This is a genomic window from Micromonospora taraxaci (genome assembly GCF_007830095.1).
GTDB lineage: Bacteria > Actinomycetota > Actinomycetes > Mycobacteriales > Micromonosporaceae > Micromonospora > Micromonospora taraxaci.
The window spans coordinates 4,409,886-4,426,339 of sequence record NZ_VIWZ01000001.1 but is presented as its reverse complement, the minus strand read 5'-3'; the positions used below and the strand labels follow the sequence as shown (position 1 = coordinate 4,426,339).

17 protein-coding genes are annotated in these 16,454 nt (G+C 69.2%); 11 read left to right on the top strand and 6 right to left on the bottom strand.

The features are described 5' to 3' along the window. Positions 1 to 86 precede the first annotated feature (86 nt). Positions 87 to 659 carry a hypothetical protein gene (locus tag FHU34_RS20530; protein WP_145783070.1) on the bottom strand — a complete coding sequence of 191 codons (573 nt, stop codon included), beginning with the start codon at positions 657 to 659 and terminating at the stop codon, positions 87 to 89. A gap of 200 nt (positions 660 to 859) precedes the next feature. On the opposite strand from FHU34_RS20530, the gene FHU34_RS20525 reads away from it, so the two are divergent. Next, positions 860 to 1,672 (top strand): GNAT family N-acetyltransferase, encoded by an 813-nt coding sequence (locus FHU34_RS20525; protein ID WP_145783069.1) that lies wholly within the window; start codon positions 860 to 862, stop codon positions 1,670 to 1,672. A 56-nt stretch (positions 1,673 to 1,728) separates the two neighbouring features. On the opposite strand, the gene FHU34_RS20520 is transcribed toward FHU34_RS20525, so the two are convergent. The 3 genes from FHU34_RS20520 to FHU34_RS20510 all read right to left on the bottom strand — a co-directional run bounded on the left by FHU34_RS20520 (position 1,729) and on the right by FHU34_RS20510 (position 4,410). Next, positions 1,729 to 2,604: a DUF1963 domain-containing protein gene (locus tag FHU34_RS20520; protein ID WP_145783067.1), complete on the bottom strand. Its 876-nt coding sequence runs from the start codon at positions 2,602 to 2,604 to the stop codon at positions 1,729 to 1,731. 65 nt (positions 2,605 to 2,669) lie between these two features. Further along, positions 2,670 to 3,275 (bottom strand): hypothetical protein, encoded by a 606-nt coding sequence (locus FHU34_RS20515; protein ID WP_145783065.1) that lies wholly within the window; start codon positions 3,273 to 3,275, stop codon positions 2,670 to 2,672. Between the two features lie 58 nt (positions 3,276 to 3,333). Then, positions 3,334 to 4,410, bottom strand: a complete 1,077-nt coding sequence (locus tag FHU34_RS20510) for a LacI family DNA-binding transcriptional regulator (protein WP_145783063.1) — start codon at positions 4,408 to 4,410, stop codon at positions 3,334 to 3,336. 252 nt (positions 4,411 to 4,662) lie between these two features. Here FHU34_RS20510 and FHU34_RS20505 point away from each other — a divergent pair, with 252 nt between their 5' ends. Genes FHU34_RS20505 through FHU34_RS20490 form a run of 4 tightly spaced genes read left to right on the top strand, consistent with a single transcriptional unit; the run spans position 4,663 to position 8,772 of the window. Then, entirely contained in the window at positions 4,663 to 5,883 is a 1,221-nt protein-coding gene (locus FHU34_RS20505) for an ABC transporter substrate-binding protein (protein ID WP_145783061.1), read from the top strand. Next, entirely contained in the window at positions 5,880 to 6,992 is a 1,113-nt protein-coding gene (locus FHU34_RS20500) for an ABC transporter ATP-binding protein (protein WP_145783059.1), read from the top strand. The genes FHU34_RS20505 and FHU34_RS20500 overlap by 4 nt, the downstream gene beginning before the upstream one ends. After that, positions 6,989 to 7,888, top strand: a complete 900-nt coding sequence (locus FHU34_RS20495; RefSeq protein ID WP_145783057.1) for an ABC transporter permease — start codon at positions 6,989 to 6,991, stop codon at positions 7,886 to 7,888. Before FHU34_RS20500 ends, FHU34_RS20495 begins: the two co-directional genes overlap by 4 nt. Then, entirely contained in the window at positions 7,888 to 8,772 is an 885-nt protein-coding gene (locus FHU34_RS20490) for an ABC transporter permease (protein ID WP_145783055.1), read from the top strand. The genes FHU34_RS20495 and FHU34_RS20490 overlap by 1 nt, the downstream gene beginning before the upstream one ends. A 12-nt stretch (positions 8,773 to 8,784) precedes the next feature. Here the strand turns inward: FHU34_RS20490 and FHU34_RS20485 are convergent, their stop codons facing one another. Then, entirely contained in the window at positions 8,785 to 10,365 is a 1,581-nt protein-coding gene (locus FHU34_RS20485; protein WP_167524854.1) for a gluconokinase, read from the bottom strand. A gap of 140 nt (positions 10,366 to 10,505) precedes the next feature. Between FHU34_RS20485 and FHU34_RS20480 the strand changes: the two genes are divergently transcribed. Continuing rightward, positions 10,506 to 11,273: a class I SAM-dependent methyltransferase gene (locus FHU34_RS20480; protein ID WP_145783052.1), complete on the top strand. Its 768-nt coding sequence runs from the start codon at positions 10,506 to 10,508 to the stop codon at positions 11,271 to 11,273. Positions 11,274 to 11,294: 21 nt separating this feature from the next. Here the strand turns inward: FHU34_RS20480 and FHU34_RS20475 are convergent, their stop codons facing one another. Beyond that, a complete protein-coding gene (locus tag FHU34_RS20475) occupies positions 11,295 to 12,008 on the bottom strand; it encodes a hypothetical protein (protein WP_145783050.1) in 714 nt (237 codons plus the stop codon). A gap of 160 nt (positions 12,009 to 12,168) precedes the next feature. On the opposite strand from FHU34_RS20475, the gene FHU34_RS20470 reads away from it, so the two are divergent. The 5 genes from FHU34_RS20470 to FHU34_RS20450 all read left to right on the top strand — a co-directional run bounded on the left by FHU34_RS20470 (position 12,169) and on the right by FHU34_RS20450 (position 16,371). After that, the gene (locus tag FHU34_RS20470; RefSeq protein ID WP_145783048.1) at positions 12,169 to 12,621 is read left to right on the top strand and encodes an OsmC family protein; all 453 of its coding nucleotides are present in this window, start codon (positions 12,169 to 12,171) and stop codon (positions 12,619 to 12,621) included. A gap of 162 nt (positions 12,622 to 12,783) precedes the next feature. Next, positions 12,784 to 14,184: a glycoside hydrolase family 62 protein gene (locus FHU34_RS20465; protein ID WP_145783046.1), complete on the top strand. Its 1,401-nt coding sequence runs from the start codon at positions 12,784 to 12,786 to the stop codon at positions 14,182 to 14,184. Between the two features lie 176 nt (positions 14,185 to 14,360). Beyond that, positions 14,361 to 14,918 carry a GNAT family N-acetyltransferase gene (locus tag FHU34_RS20460; RefSeq protein WP_145783044.1) on the top strand — a complete coding sequence of 186 codons (558 nt, stop codon included), beginning with the start codon at positions 14,361 to 14,363 and terminating at the stop codon, positions 14,916 to 14,918. A 107-nt stretch (positions 14,919 to 15,025) separates the two neighbouring features. Continuing rightward, complete coding sequence (locus FHU34_RS20455; protein WP_145783042.1) at positions 15,026 to 15,640, top strand: dihydrofolate reductase family protein; 615 nt, start codon at positions 15,026 to 15,028, stop codon at positions 15,638 to 15,640. Positions 15,641 to 15,696: 56 nt separating this feature from the next. Then, entirely contained in the window at positions 15,697 to 16,371 is a 675-nt protein-coding gene (locus FHU34_RS20450) for a DUF6891 domain-containing protein (RefSeq protein ID WP_145783040.1), read from the top strand. Positions 16,372 to 16,454: the final 83 nt, after the last annotated feature.

Below are 16,454 nucleotides of genomic sequence, written 5' to 3'. Positions count from 1 at the left end.
GTCGACAGATGGGTACGCATCGATGGTGAGCAACGCGACAACGCCTCGGCAACGAGTTGTCGTTTCTTGTCGCGGCCCGCGACGGATCAGTCGGCGCTCACGACGTCAGGGACGCGGCGGACCGGGCGGATCCTCAGGCGTAGCGCGTGGTCGTGTAAAAGAAGATCCGGTCGATCGAGCACCCACGCTTTCGCTGCCGACCCGACCCGGTACCGCCGTAAGTGCCTGCCCTCGACGGTCTCGACGTGCGGCGACGTCACCGCCTGCAACGCCTTCCAGGCCGCGTCGACCAGGACGACGAAGTCCCGCTGTACGCAGTCAGCCTCGTCCCCAGGGAACCACTTGAACGCCAGCCGGCCCGGCGACATCGCTTCAGGCCGTTCAGCCGTCGCACGGTACCGGCCGCCGGTAGCGGTGAGCACAGCCTCGTCCGTGGTCACCACCGAGGTGTGAAGGTACTGGATGAGAGGCCCCACGGTACCGCCGTCCCGGCCGAGCAGTCGCAGGAACGCCTGCGTGCGGTCGTGGTGCAGCGCAGCCGGCAACGAGTCGTGCAGCCTGATGGTCCGGGCTCGCTGGTCGTGGGTCTCCCATTGCCCGAGGTCGGCGATCGCGGGTGCCAGCGCATCGCCGAACGCCGCCTCGTCCGCAGGAAGCATGAAGGTGCTTACCTCCTTGGATCGCGACCCCGGTTCGAACATTCGGCCATGATGGCAGACGTCCGACCCTCCCGACCGCCACGGACCGCAGACCAGGCGGACTGTCTCCGCTCCCCGCGTTGTCGCGACACAACGAGGAGCCAGGGCCGCCACGTTCGAATCGAGTAGCGGCGCCGGCTCCCTCGTGAAACTGTCGTCGCGTGATTCAACCGACTCTACGTACCGCCCGTCTGCTGATGGTCCCCCTCGCAGATCGGCACTTCGAACTGGAGGTCGAGCTCGACTCCGACCCGGAGGTGCTCCGCTACATCACCGGGCGGGCGCGATCCAGGGACGAGGTGGCCACGTCTCACTCGCAGAGGTTGGCGCTGTCCGGCAAGGTGGGCGGCCTGGGTTACTGGATGGCGTTCGGGTCCGATGGCGGTGCGCGTGGCACGGTAGCGCCGGAGCATGAGGACCAGGGCGATTTCATCGGGCTCATGATGCTTCCGCCGGCACACGGCCCCGACCAGCCGGACGATCCAACCGTCGCGGAGTTGGGCTACCGGCTTGCCCGCCACTGCTGGCGTAGAGGTCTGGCCAGCGAGGCATCGCAGGCCCTGCTGCGGCATGCCTTCGACACGGTCGGGCAGAGCCGGGTGATCGCGCAGACCATGACGGTGAACGTCGGCTCTCAGGGCGTGATGAAGGCCGTCGGCATGAGGTATGTGCGCACCTACTTTCCTTCCTGGGACGACCCGATACCAGGGACGGAATCCGGTGAGGTGGAGTACGAGATGACCCGTGAGATGTGGGAGGCACGTCTGACCGTGTGGGGGCTGACGTTGACCACGGACATCGCGCGGCAGGTCAGGCAGTGGCGGGCCGACGACTACACGTGGCGTGCGATCGCCGCAGCTGCCGACCATCAATGGGGCACCGAATCCGGAGGCAACCAACTCTTCGGGAGTGACCTGTGCCTGGAGAGCGCGCGGATGCTCGGTGAGAATCCGGAGGCCGATCCCTGGAACTGATCCTCGGCCACCGCGGCCAATACGGACACCCGAACCGGATGCGGTGACGTCGGCGTCTACTCGCTGAACTCGGTCATGGAGAACGCCTTGTCCAGCCGCCCGGCGGCGAGGTCGTCGTGGCGGACCACGAAACTGCCGGTGTAGAACTCGTCGGTCAGGGAGAAACGGGCGAGCGACATCCACTCGCTCGTCAGCCGGTGCTTCTCCCTCTCCACGTGGGAGTACCACTTCGCCACCGGGATGACGATCTCGCCGGCCATCTCGCGCCCCACGAGGGTCTGCTCGGCGATACTCGTCATGACCTCGTCGTCGACGTACCCGCCGAGGTAGGCGCTGGCGAGCCCTTCGTCAGGCGGCCAGAGGTCGTGGGCCAGAGCACGGAGTTCGTCCAGGTGCGGCAGGTCACGCTCCAGGTCACGTGCCAACTGCTGCTGGAAGGGCGACAGGTCGTCCTCGTCTTCGTCTTCGTCCTCGTCCGTGCCGAACCAGTCGGGCAGCCGCGCGACGAGCGTGGCGCTCACGTCGTACTGCTTGCCGACGACCTCGTGGTCGGTGGGTTCCTCTACCACCTCGGTTTCGGTGCCGGCCGGCACGTACACGACTCGCGCCCACCCCGGCTCGCTGGCCAGGTGGTCCTCCTCGTGGTCGAGGAAGAAGAGCAGCGAGCCGCCCGCCGGCAGGCCGGGGCCGTCGACCTCCGGCAGCGCCGCGCAGTCGACGGAGAAAACGAACGGCAGCCGGTTGCCTCCGGCGACCGGCCAGTCCATGCCCACCGGCAGCCGGGGCGACCCACCGAACTGCCCGACCGGAACGCCGCTCGAACCGCCGCTCAACCGGATCGCCAGTCGGAGGTGCTCGGTGAACCTGCTGATCTCGTCGTCCGGGATGCCCGACTCCAGCGCCGCGGCACGGAATTGCCCCTGGTGATCCATGGCCCAGCATGATGCCACGAGGATGCGGAGTTTCGTGGCCGGTGATGCCGTGAACGGTGCTGCTGCTACCGCACCGGCGGGGGCGGCATCGCGCGGGCCCAGGTGTGCCAGTAGGCGGCACCGGCGCTGGTCTGGCGCAGGACCGCGTCGGCGCGCGGCACGTCGTCGCCTGTTGTGCCATCCGGCCACAGGCACAGCAGGTAGCGGTCCGGCCGTCGATCCATGTAGGTGTGGTCGTTCTCGTCGAGCTCGTCAGGATCGAGCCCGCCGAACGGGTCGTGCCCCTCGTCCATGCCCGTGGCGCAGTACCGAACGCGGTAGGCCGGCAGCCGGCCGGTGTCCTGCCCTTCGGAGGTCAGCGGTAGTCGGGCGAGTGCCCCCTCGCCCCACGGGACCAGGTCGACCACGGCATCGCTCGGGACGAACGACACCTCCACCACCTCCTCCCACTCCTCCGTCGGCGCCGGCGGCTCAACGTCGTGCACCTCGACAGTGAACCGGACCCGCCCGGAGTGCGTGCCGGTCATCAGGAACAGCGCGCCCGGTTGACCGCCCCCGCAGAGGCCGTTCGCTTGCCCGGCGAACGCCCTGTCCATGTCCGGCAGGTCAGAACTCGTTACGTAAATCTGCCCGTAGTGGACCGGCGCCTTGCCGTCGAAGAGGACACGCATCGATCGATCCTGTCATCGACCGGCGGGCGACCGCTGCCCCGCTGACCGGACCACCCTCTCAGGACAGTTGGGTCGCCGGGTTGGCCGACTGTCGCTGACGTACCCACGGTCGGGCGCGACCCGCGTTCCGGCGGACGGCCGTCGAGTGGCGGACCACGAGGCGTACCGGCAGGACCATCGGCCGGCCGGCGTGCCCGGGGGCGCCCTCGATCATCGTGAGGAGGTGCCGGGTCGCCGCTGAGCCCTCCGCGTAGAACGGCGCCGCGACAGTGGTCAGCCCGGGTGTGACGATGTCGGCGGCGAGGGTGTTGTCGAAACCCACGATGCTGACGTCGCCCGGCACGTCGACACCCATCCGGGTGAGGCCGCGGATGAGCCCGATCGCCATCTGGTCGTTGAAGGCGAGGACGGCGGTCGCGGGACGGGCGCGCAGTTCCTCGGCCGCTCGCTCGCCGCCCTCGATGGTCGGGCTGAACGGGCCAATCTGGCGTACCTTGATCTCGAGTTCCATGCCGGCTTCGAGCAACGACCGCCAGCGGATGCCGTTCGGCCAGGAGGCCTGCGGCCCCGCGACGTAGGTGATGTGGTCGTGCCCCAGTTCCCCAAGGTGCTCGGCGGCCCGCCGGACCCCACGGGGGTTGTCCGTCACGACGCACGGCACGTCGGCGACGGCGCGGTTGAGGACCACCACCGGCCGCTGCTTGGCGAACATCCGGATCGCCGAGTCCGACATCCGGCTGCTGGCCAGCACGATGCCGTCGACTGTCGACATCGTGCGTTCGATCGCCGCCCGCTCCAGCCGGTCGGACTCCTGGGCGTCGATGAGCACCGTGGTGTATTCGTCGTGCATCGCCGTCTCCTGCGCACCGCGCACGATCCCGGCGTAGACCGGGTTGGTGATGTCGGCGATGACGAGCGCGATCATGCGCGTGCGGGACGTGGTGAGGGCGCGGGCGAGCGGGTTGGTCCGGTAGCCCAGCCGCTCGGCGACCTGCCGGACCCGCTCGGCGGTCTCGGAGTTGACGCGACTCGGCCGGGAGAAGGCACGCGACACCGTGGAGGGTGACACGTCGGCTTCGGCCGCGACGTCGTAGATCGTGGCTCTCTTGTCGGGCGGCCTGGTGTGGTCGGGCATTGTCATGCTCCCCCCGGCTACGCGCCGTGATCATGCTATGACGACGGTGCGTACTCGGCAATGCCCCGGCAACATTCCGGCCCATGAACGTATTCGCGCGAGGCAATACATGGCAACCCGTTGCTGTTCCGGCACGTCGGCTGTCTGAATGCATCGCAGATGGCCCATGGCGGGCGGCCTCACTGGCGACCCCACCTGAGCGGAGCGTGGACCTACCTGGCCGGGCCGGGTAGCCGACGAAGGAGACGGCTGATGGGTATGACGCGGCGAGGCGCCCTCCTGGTCACGGCATCGTCGCTCCTGGTGGGCGCGGTCGGGTGCGGGGCGCCGGAGACCCCCGGCGACACCTCGGGTGACACCTCCGGTGAGGTGCCGCAGCGACCCGGCCGGGCGGTGACGCTCAACGTCCTCGACGTGGCGGGCAACCTGCAGCTGACCCAGGGGATGATCGACGAGTTCGTGTCGAAGAACCCGGACGTGATCTCGCGGGTAACGTACTCGAAGGCGCCGGCGCCCGAGCTGGCCGGGAAGATCAAGGCCCAGCAGGGTGCGGACCGGGTGGACATCGGTCTGGTGTTGACCGGTGTCGACGGCCTCGCGGCCGGGATCGAGCAGGGGCTCTGGGTCGACGTGCTGCCGGCGTTCTCCGACCGTCTCGGCGGGATGCGGAACTACCTGGAACCGGCCGCCGCGATGCAGAAGCTCGCCGGCAACGCCGGCGTGACAGTCACCTACTACCCGTCCGGGCCGCTGCTCGAATACCTGCCGTCGCGACTCGCGACGCCACCCACCAACGCGCAGGCCCTGCTCGCCTGGGCCAAGGCCAACCCGAAGAGGTTCCAGTACGCCCGACCGGCCAACTCCGGTCCGGGGCGTACGTTCCTGATGGGTCTGCCCTACATCCTGGGTGACTCGAACCCCAAGGACCCCACCGCGGGCTGGGACAAGACGTGGGCGTTCCTCAAGGAGTTGGGCCAGTACGTCGACTACTACCCGTCCGGCACCACCGAAACGATGAAGAACCTCGCCAACGGCACCGCCCACCTGATCGTCAGCACCACCGGCTGGGACATCAACCCCCGTGTGCTGGGCACGGTGCCCAAGGACGCGAAGATCGCCACGATCGACGGTTTCCACTGGGTCACCGACGCGCACTACGCCGTCATGCCCAAGGGCGTGTCGACCGACACGCAGGCCGCGGTGCTGGCCCTGCTGGCGTTCATGCTCACCCCGGAGCAGCAGGCGAAGGCGTACGACGAGGGGTACTTCTACCCCGGGCCGGCGGTGAAGGACGTCCAGCTCACGTCAGCGCCGCAGAAGAGCCAGGACGCGATCCGCGAGTTCGGCCGCCCTGAGTACGACGCGCTGATCTCCGGCAACCCCACCGAGGTCCCGCTCGACGCGAAGAGTCTCGTGGCGGCGTTCAGCCGCTGGGACCGCGAGATCGGCGGCGGGAAGGTCAAGCAGGGATGAGCGCCTTCTCCCGACTCCGCCTGGACGGGGTGTCCCGCCGGTTCGGTGGGCAGGCCGCGCTCACCGACTTGGACCTGACGATCGAGGCGGGGGAGTTCATCGCCCTGCTCGGCCCGTCCGGCTGCGGCAAGTCGACGGCGTTGAACTGCCTGGCCGGGCTCCTGCCGTTGACGGCCGGGAGCATCTGGCAGGACGAGCGCCGCATCGACACGCTGCCGCCGGAGCGGCGCGGGTTCGGCATGGTGTTCCAGAGCTACGCGCTCTTCCCCCATCTGACGGTACGGGCGAACATCGCCTTCGGACTGCGGATGCGGCGGTTGCCGAAGGAGGAGACGCGTCGGCGTACGGAGGAGGCGGTGCGGCTGGTGCGGCTGGAGGACCACGTCGACAAGCTGCCCGGCCAGCTCTCGGGTGGACAACAGCAACGCGTCGCCATCGCGCGTGCCGTCGTGTTCGAGCCGTCCCTCGTCCTGATGGACGAGCCGTTGAGCAACCTCGACGCCAAACTGCGTCTGGAGATGCGCACCGAGATCCGCCGGCTGCACCAGTCGCTGGGCCTCACCACCATCTACGTCACGCACGACCAGGAGGAGGCGCTCTCCCTGGCCGACCGGTTGGTGGTGCTGCGGGAGGGTCGGGTGCAGCAGGTCGGCTCGCCGCGTGAGTTGCACACCCGGCCGGCGAACTGGCACGTCGCCGACTTCATGGGCTACCGCAACCTGTGGCCGGGCCGGGTCGAGCAGGTCGACGGCCTGCGGGCCACTGTCGGGTCGTCCGGTCATCGGCTGGTCGGTGAGGCCGTCGGAGACCTGCGCGCCGGGGTGGACGCGGTGGTCGCGGTGCGCCCCGAGGACGTCCGCGTCGACGGGTCCGGCGAGGCCCTTGACGCCCTGCCGGCCACCATCGAGGTGGTGGAGTACCAGGGGCGCGAGTTGGCGGCCGAGGCGCGTACCGACACGGGCTTGTTGCTGCACCTGCGTACCGAGCAGCGCATCGCACCGGGCGACCAGGTCAAGCTCGCCGTCGACCCACTGCGGCTCCTCGTCTATCCCGCCGACGCGGCGCAGCCGACCGACCGTCTCGCGGACGTCGCGGAGGCGGCGCGGTGAGCGGCGGCCGGCCCGGCAGACCGTTGACGCACTGGCAGCACCGTCTCGCCGAGCGGGGCATCGACCGTCAGCTCTGGTTGCTGGTCCCGGCCCTGGTGTTCGTGGTCGCCCTGTTCCTCTACCCGTTCTTCTACGGGCTGGGGCTCTCGTTCCAGCCGACCAGGGGTGGGCCGTTCAGCGACTACGCCCGGTTCTTCTCCGACGCCTACGAGCGGGGCACGATCTGGATCACCCTGCGGATCGCGTTGCCCGCCGCGCTGCTGAACGTCCTCGCCGCGGTGCCGATCGCCTACCGGATGCGCGGACGCTTCCGGGCCAAGCGGCTGGTCACCACCCTGCTGGTCGTGCCGATCACGCTCGGCACGGTGCTCACCGCCCAGGGGTTGCTGAACTTCCTCGGCCCGACCGGCTGGTTCAACCGGATCCTGCTGGCCACGAACCTCGTCGACGAGCCGGTGCGACTGACCCACAACTACTGGGGTGTCTTCTTCTCGTTGGTGATCACCGGATTTCCGTTCGCGTTCCTGCTGGTGCTCTCGTACCTCTCCGGCATCGACCCGACCCTGGAACGGGCGGCCGCGACGCTGGGGGCGGACTGGCGTCGCCGGTTCACCCGGATCACCCTCCCGCTGCTGATGCCCGGCCTGGCCACGACCTTCTGCCTGACGTTCGTGCTGGCGTTCAGCGTGTTCCCGTCGGCCGTCCTGGTCGGCAACCCGGCCGGCGAGACGCGGGTCATCTCCCTCGCCGCGTACCAGGCGGCGTACGAGCAGTACGACTACCCGTACGCCTCGGCCATCGCGATGATCATGGGATTCGTCGAGTTGGTCATCATCGCGCTGGTGTTGGCCGCGCGCAGCCGTTTCTACACCGGCTCCACCGGAGGCAAGGGCTGATGGCAACGATCACCGAGGCGCCACCGACGCCGCCCCCCGCCCGCACCGAACGACGGCGCATCACCGCGCGACCCGCCGCCTGGATCGTGTGGGGCGTCGTCGTCTTCTTCTTCCTCAACCTGCTGGGCGTCGTGGCGTCCGTGCTGGTCAGCTCGTTCGGCCAGCGCTGGTTCGACACCTGGCTGCCGGACGGCTACACCACCAGCTGGTACGGGCGAGCCTGGGAGGAGTTCGCCCTCCTGCGGGTCATCGTCGTGACGCTGGAGGTCTCCGTACTCGTCGTGGGTCTCTCGCTGCTGATCGGCGTGCCGGCGGCCTACGTGCTCGCGCGGCGGTCGTTCCCCGGCAAACGGCTGATCTTCCTCGTGTTCCTGCTGCCCATCCTCATGCCGCCGATCACGTACGGCATTCCCCTGGCGACAGTCCTCTACAAGTTCGGTCTGGCCGGGAACATGTCCGGGGTGGTGCTCGCCAACCTCGTACCCTCGGTGCCCTTCGTCATCCTGACCATGACCCCGTTCATCGAACAGATCGACCCGCGGGTCGAGAGTGCCGCGCGCATGTGCGGCGCGGGGCTGCGGACGGTGTTCCTCCGGGTCCTCGCACCGTTGCTCGTGCCGGGAATCCTCGCCTCCGCGATCCTCGTGCTGGTCCGGACCGTGGGGATGTTCGAGCTGACCTTCCTGACCGCGGGGCCGGACTCACAGACCCTCGTCGTGGCGCTGTACTACTCGATGTCGGCGTCCGGGATCAGAGCCCAGCAGTCGGTCGACGCCATGGCGGTCATCTACACCTCGATGATGCTCGTCCTGCTCGTCGTCGCCCTGCGCTACGTCAATCCGACGCAGCTCGTGGCGCGGGTCAAGGACGAGCCGGAGCACTGAACGGCGGCCCGGTCAACCGCCCACGACATCGCGCGGCAGCGCGTCGGTCCGCCAGTCGACGTGCGGGGCGGCTGCCTCGTCGAGGATGTCGCCCACCCGTCCCACCACCGTGCGGAGTACGGGCAGCTTCGTCCGTAGGCCGCGGTACGCCGCGGCGAGGGCCGGGTCGACAGTGACCGGCTCGCTGCGGGTGCCCTCCGGATCGAGTTGGGTGACCGCCCCCCGGAGGTCGGGGGAGAGACCGATCGCGAAGAGCCCGAGCGCGGCCGCGCCGAGGGCGGCGTCGTCGGCCGCGTCCGACGCCTGCACCGGACAGTCCAGGACCGCCGCCATCACCTGCCGCCACAGGGGAGACCGAAACGCGCCGCCGGCCAGGTGAACGCTGCTGACCGGTGTCAACTCGGCCAGGCGGTCGCGGACGCCACCGAGTTGCAGGCAGACGCCCTCCACTGCGGCCCGCACCAGATGACCGCGGGAGTGGTGCCCACGCAACCCCAGGTACGCCCCCAACGGGCCGGAGCCCTCCGGGTAGGCCCGGTCGTCGCGCGGGTGGGGCAGCATCACGAGGCCGTCGCTTCCCGGAGCGGTCCGTTCGGCGAGTCTCAGGAGCGCGGGCGGTGCCCAGTCGTCAGCGGACTCCGAGGGATGGTCGGGCGCGAGGGTGTGACCGGCCCACCGCACGACGTTGGCACCGTTGCCGACCGTGGCGCCGAGGACCCACGCGTCCTCGGTCAACGCGCCGCAGGTGAAGGTCTCGGTCGCATCGACGAGGGGAGCCGCGACCACCGTCCGCAGGGACCCGGTGGCCCCCAGCGTCACACCCGCGACGGTGCTGTCGATCGCCGCGGTGCCCAGAGCACGCAACGGTCCGTCGCCCGCGCCCACGACGACAGGCGTGCCGGACGGCAGGCCGACCGACCGCCCCACCGTCGCCGACAGCCGCAGGACGGCCGTCGTGGGCAGGACCGGGGGCAGTTGACTCTCGGACACCCCGGCGAGATCGAGGACCGCAGGACTCCACATCCGCCGGTGGACGTCGAACAGGCCGGTGCCGGAAGCCGAGGACAGTTCGGTCACCAGCGCCCCGGTCAGCCGGTGCAGCAGGTAATCCTTGAGGCCGACCCACCACCGCGTCGCCGCGCAGAGGTACGGCTCGTGGCGGGCGAACCACATGAGTTTGCAGAGTGGGCTGCCCGGGTGCGCGGGTGTGCCCGACAACCGGTGCACCTCTCGGCTCTGACCGGAGGACCGCAGGTCGCGGGCTGCCTCGGCGGACCGTGAGTCGTGCCGGGTGAGCAGCGGCGTCACCGGCGTCAGCGTCGCGTCCAGCCCGATCAGGGCGCCCCTGGCAGTGCTGAGCGCGACAGCGACGACCTCCGCGCCCTCGGTGGCGGCGGCGCACGCGGACATCGCCGCCAGGGTGGCCGCCACGAGGACGTCGGGTTCCACCACCAGCCAGCCGGGTGCCGGCTGCAGGAGTGGACACTGTTGTGTCTCGACGTGCCGCACGGTGCCGTCCAGCGCGAACGATGCCGCCCGGACGGTCGTGGTGCCCAGGTCGACCGCGAGGATGACAGGACCTCCCGGGCTCATCCGCCAATGGTCGGGACGTGCTCGTCGGGCCGGCAAGCGGTTGCGCACAGTTGCCGTCGCGCTGACGATGCGCAGGCGCGCGGTCGACCAGGCGAGGAAGATCGAACATCGACGACGCGAATCGTGACAGGATTGTCGGCATGTCTGCTCGCGCGCTGAGCTTCGGGATGGTGGCGGAAGCATACGAACGGTACCGGCCGGGATATCCCGTCGAGCTTCTCGACCTGGTGATGACCTACGCGGGCCGGCCGATTCGGACGGCCCTGGAGATCGGCGCGGGGACAGGCAAGGCAACCCGTCTGTTCACCCGACGGGAGGTCACGGTCACCGCGACCGAGCCGGACGGGGCCATGCTCGCCGAACTGCGCAAACATGTGCCGTCCCGCGTCCGGACCGTGCAGGCCGCATTCGAGGACCTGCGACCGGGGGAGACGTACGACCTGGTGTACGCAGCCGCGGCGCTGCACTGGACGAAGGCGGAGGGCCGGTGGTCGCGCATGGCGGCGCTGGTGGAGCCGGGTGGCGTCTTCGCCTCGTTCGGCGCCCCGATCCAGCTGGCTGATCCGGCGGTGGCGGGGGCGGTGCGTGCGGCCCGGGCGCCGTTCCTGGAGAGCGACGAGGTGCCGTCTCCCGACGGCACGCCTCCGGGGCATGCGATGCAGTGGCCGGGCACCGAGCTCCAGCGGTCCGAGTCGTTCACCGATGTCCAGCAGGTCGTGATCGAGCGGCGTCTGACGATGAGCGCCGACGACTACGTCGGGCACCTGTCGACGATCTCGGCGTACCTCGAACTGCCGACCTCGGAACAGGAGCAGGTCTTCGACCGGATCACGCAGGTCCTGCCCGAGACGGTCGACCTCGCCGCCGACATCGTCGTCCATCTCGCCCGTCGGCGTCACGAGCGGTAGCGCCTCGACGCCGGCGGCTGCTCAGACCAGGAAGTTCTCGCGCATCCGCGCGCCCAGGTTGATGCCACCCACCGCCCGAGGGCCGTTCGGGTCGTGCACGCTGACGGTGTTGTTGCGGCGCATCAGCTCCCGGACCGCCGGTGGCAGCCGGGGCGGATCGTCCATGGCCGCGAGGACCTGCCCGGCGCTCAGGATCAGTCGATCGGCTAGGGCGGCGGCGTCGGTGTCCACCCGCACCCGTCCGTACTCCCAGGCGGCGGTGGTGAGGTCGAGCACCTCGAACACGCGGGTCAGCAACGGATTCGGGTCGGTCACCCGGTCCAGCCGCGGCGCCCGGCTGCCGACCACCGTGACCGCGGCGGTCACCTGCGCGTACGGGTGGAAGCCGCTCGGCAGGGCGAACAGCGGCCAGCGCAGGGCGTGGCCGGCCTCCACCCACAGCGGCCGGTAGTTGCGGCGGTGCACCAGCAGACGCCGGCCCGTCCGTCGGTGGATCTCCTGGGCCTGGGCCTGAAGGTCCACGTGGGCCTCGTCGGCGACCTGACTCACGATCCGGGCTGCCACCACCAGGCCATCGTCGCTGTCCAGCGCTGCGGTCAGCGCCTCGACCTGGTCCGGGAACCGGACCCGCGCGTGGGTGCCGTAGCGGGACTGGGCGTCCCGCAACAGCGTCTGCTGTCGTCCCGGGTCGAGCTGGACCCGCCTACCGCCCAGCAACCGCCGGAGCCAACGCATGTCGCCTCGTTTCAGCAGAGCCGTCGTGGACGGCGGCAATGCTAGTGCGTCGCACGTTCCTCCCTTGCGGACGGGGTGGCGGACCGCGTCCGACCACCGAGCGGACGGGGAATCCGTACTCGCCGCACGACGTCGACCAAGCCTGGGTAGCTTTCCTGGCATGAGTGAGGACACTTTCCGCTCGGTGCAGATCGAGCGCACCAGCGTGGGTAACTACGTCGCGCGCAACGTTCGCGGTGGGTCGATGTCGTTGGGCACCGGCGAGGACTCCAGCTTCACGCCTGTGGAGTTGCTCCTGGCGGCCATCGGCGGTTGCAGCGCGGTCGACGTGGACCACATCACCAGCCGCCGCGCCGAACCGACGCAGTTCTCCGTCGCGGTCACCGGTGACAAGATCCGGGACGAGTCCGGAGGCAACCGGATGCAGAACATCACTGTCGAGTTCACAGTGACGTTCCCGGCCGGCGCGGACGGCGACCGGGCGCGCGAGGCGTTGCCCCGGTCGTTGCAGCAGTCGCACGACCGGCTCTGCACCGTCTCCCGGACCGTCGAACTGGGCGCTCCGGTCTCGATCGCCATTGCCGGCGGCTCCACTGCGGAAGACCCCCGCTGAGCACGCTCACTCAGCCCTCTAGAGAATTAACATCTTCAATGGTTTGAGGTTATGGGAGCGCTCCCGTAACATACCTGACGCGGCCTGTTAACGCTCACATGCGCTCCGCTCGCAGTGACCACCACCAATGCATTGGCCGCCATCCCGTCAGGAAGGTGCTCTATGACCAGATCCAGAGCTACCAATGTCGGCCTGGTCTCGGCCGGCGTTGCCCTACTGCTGTCGTCGTCGGTTGTCGCGGCGCTGCCGGCCGGCGCCGCGGCAGCGGGTTGTTCGGTGAACTACGCCGTGGCGTCACAGTGGCAGGGCGGCTTCACTGCCAACGTGTCGGTCACGAACCTGGGCGACCCGCTGACCAGTTGGACGTTGACGTGGTCGTACGGCGCCGGGCAGACGGTGACGCAGGCGTGGAGCACTTCGTTGACGCAGAGCGGCTCGGCGGTGACGGCGAGGAACGTGAGCTACAACGGCGCGGTCGCGACCAACGGCTCGGTGTCGTTCGGCTTCAACGGGTCGTGGACGGGCAGCAACCCGGCGCCGACCAGCTTCGCTCTCAACGGCGTCACGTGCACCGGTGGCACGACACCGACCACTCCGCCGCCCACCACTCCGCCGCCCACCGACCCGCCGCCGACGACTCCGCCTCCGACCAACACCTGCGATCTCCCGTCGTCGTACCGGTGGTCGTCGACGGGTGCGTTGGCGCAGCCGAGGTCGGGCTGGGTGTCGCTGAAGGACTTCACCGTCGCGCCGTACAACGGCCAGCAACTGGTCTACGCCACCACCCACGACACCGGGACCAGGTGGGGTTCGATGAACTTCGGCCTCTTCAGCAACTACAACCAGATGGGCTCGGCCAGCCAGAACGCGATGAACAACGCGACAGTGGCGCCGTCGCTGTTCTACTTCGCGCCGCGCAACATCTGGGTGCTGGCGTACCAGTGGGGTGGGCCCGCGTTCTCGTACCGGACGTCGAGTGATCCGACGAACCCGAACGGGTGGTCGGCCGCGCAGACGTTGTTCAGTGGGAGCATCACGGGTTCGGGTACGGGGCCGATCGATCAGGCGGTGATCGGCGACAGCCAGAACATGTATCTGTTCTTTGCCGGGGACAACGGCAAGATCTATCGGGCGAGCATGCCGATCGGGAACTTCCCGGGCAGCTTCGGGTCGAACTACACGACGATCATGAGTGACACGACGAACAACCTGTTCGAGGCTGTTCAGGTCTACAAGCTCCAGGGCCTGAACAAGTACCTGATGATCGTCGAGGCGATCGGCTCGCAGGGCCGCTACTTCCGGTCGTTCACGGCCACCAGCCTCGGTGGTTCGTGGACGCCGCAGGCCACGTCCGAGAGCAACCCGTTCGCGGGCAAGGCCAACAGTGGCGCCACCTGGACCAACGACATCAGCCACGGTGAGCTGCTGCGGACCAACGCGGACCAGACCATGACCGTGAACGCGTGCAACCTGCAACTGCTCTACCAGGGTCGTTCCCCCAGTTCCGGCGGCGACTACGGCCTCCTGCCGTACCGGCCGGGTCTGCTGACCCTGCAACGCTGACACGGTTCGATCACGCTCGACCGACCCGGAACGGGCGGGCTCGGCGTCACGCCGAGCCCGCCCGCACCACGCCGAGTGCAGGCGATCCCCCGACCGCGCAGGGTCCTCGCCTCGCGACCAGGGCCCGGTCGGTTGCAGAGCCGAGGCCGGCGGCGAGATCCGTGCAAGGATGTTGTGTGAGCAGTGATTCGACAATGTCGTCGGCGGTCGATCCAACCGCCTCCCCTCTCGTGCTGAAAGGGGAAGGGATTGTGCTGCGAGACTGGCTCGACGCCGATCTGCCACACATGCCGGGCCTCTTCGACGCGCCGGATATCGCCGCGAACACCGATATTCCTTCTCCGTTCGACGCTGACGCTTTTCTGGTCAGAATCCGGCGGCGCCGTGTCCAGGGCATCGTCGACCTGGCCGTGACGCGGGACGGCGGGCAGCCGCTCGGCCTCGTCGCACTTCACATGGCGAGCGGGGTGCTGGGGTACGCCATCGGCCCGCAGCACCGCGGCCGAGGCATGGCGTCGCGTTCCCTGCGGTTGATCACGAGGTTCTGCCACGAAGAGCTCGGCTTCACCCGACTGCGGCTGAGCATCGTGCAGGGCAATCTGCCCTCGGAGCGGGTTGCCGCGTCCGCCGGATACGTCCGCAGCGACGATGACGTCGTCGAGCGGATGAATGGGCTCGGGCAGCTCAAGCTGCTCGAAACGTGGCACTGGCTCGCTCCCGTGACGTCCGGCTGACAAAGACCTGATGCGACACGCGTCATCGGGGCAGCCGGTGGCTGACGAGTTTGGGACGATGCGCCGGTCGACCTACCGACATCACCCGATTCGAAGGGACCCCCGCGATGGCAAAGGTCATCTCCACGCTGTTCATCTCGGCCGACGGCGTGGCCGAAATCGATCCTGACTGGCACTTCCCGTACTTCGACGAGAACATGGGCCGCGCCGTCACCGAGGACTACGAGACCGCCGACGTGCTGCTGATCGGCCGCGAGACGTACGACAGTTTCGCCGGCGCCTGGCCCGGTCGGGAGGCCGCGGGTGGCGAGGATGCGCCGTTCGCCAAGCAGCTCGGGGACATGCGCAAGGTCGTCGTCTCGCGCCAGCCGCTGGAGTTCTCCTGGCGTAGCTCGGAGCTGATCCAGGGGGATCTCGTCGACGCCGTCGCCGCGCTGAAGGCCGATGCCGACGTGCGCGGCATCCTCATCCCCGGGTCGATCTCCGTGGTGCAGCAGCTGCTCGCCGCGGGGTTGGTCGACGAGCTGCGGCTGCTGGTGCACCCGGTCGCGGCGCGCAAGGGCCGCAAGCTGTTCGACGAGGGCGATTCGGCCTACCACCTGCGCGTGCTGGCGACGGAGTCCTTCCCGACGGGTGTGCTCCGCGTGATCTACGCGCCGGCTGCGGCCCCCGCCCCGGCCGGCTACGACGACGTCAAGGACCAGGTGCCCGGCGGGAACTAGGACGCAGGCCTTCCGGGGCGCCCAGGCCCGTCGTACGCCCGTGTGAAGATTCGCTCGTGACCGAATGGACGTACAACGATCGCCCCGAGGGCGCCCGGTTCCTGACCGATCGCATCCCCGAGCCGGGGCGGAGCGCGATCGAGGACGAGCTGTGGGCCTGGATCGTGCGCGGTGAGGATGACGCGGACGATTTCGTCGACTTCTTCGACGACGACGAGGAGCGCTGCGGCGCCACCGACGACGAGCTGAGGGCAGCGCACGGGAAGGCGTTGGCCGCTCGGCGGGCGCAGCAACGGCAGTGGGGTGAGGTGACTGCCAACATCACCCGGGCCTTCGCCGAGCTCAACGGGTTGGGGGTGCTGGCCCGGGCGAACTTCAGCTGCTGTGGCACCTGCGCGAGCGCCGAGATCGACGACGAGCGCGACGACTCCCGGCACTGGCGCGGGTTCCTCTGGTTCCACCAGCAGGACACCGAGTCGCTGCTCGCCAGCGAGGAGGGCGAGGTCTACCTCGGCTACGGCCTCTATCCTCCGGCCGACTTCGACGAGGCCGCCTACGGCCGTCTGTCGGAGGCCGAGCAGCAGGCCGGCTACCAGGCCGACCTGGAACGACTGATGGACGAGGTCGCGTTCCCGGTGCTGCGCAAGCACGGCATGCGGGTGGAGTGGAACCGCAAGCAGTCCAAGCGGATCAGGGTCACCGGCGCCCAGTGGTACGCGCCGTTGAGCTGAGCGCCACCGGTCCGGCCCACACCCCGGAGCTCTATTTAGTGAGGCCCATCTATATTGACGTGCGGCGTTGGCGGGGACAGGAT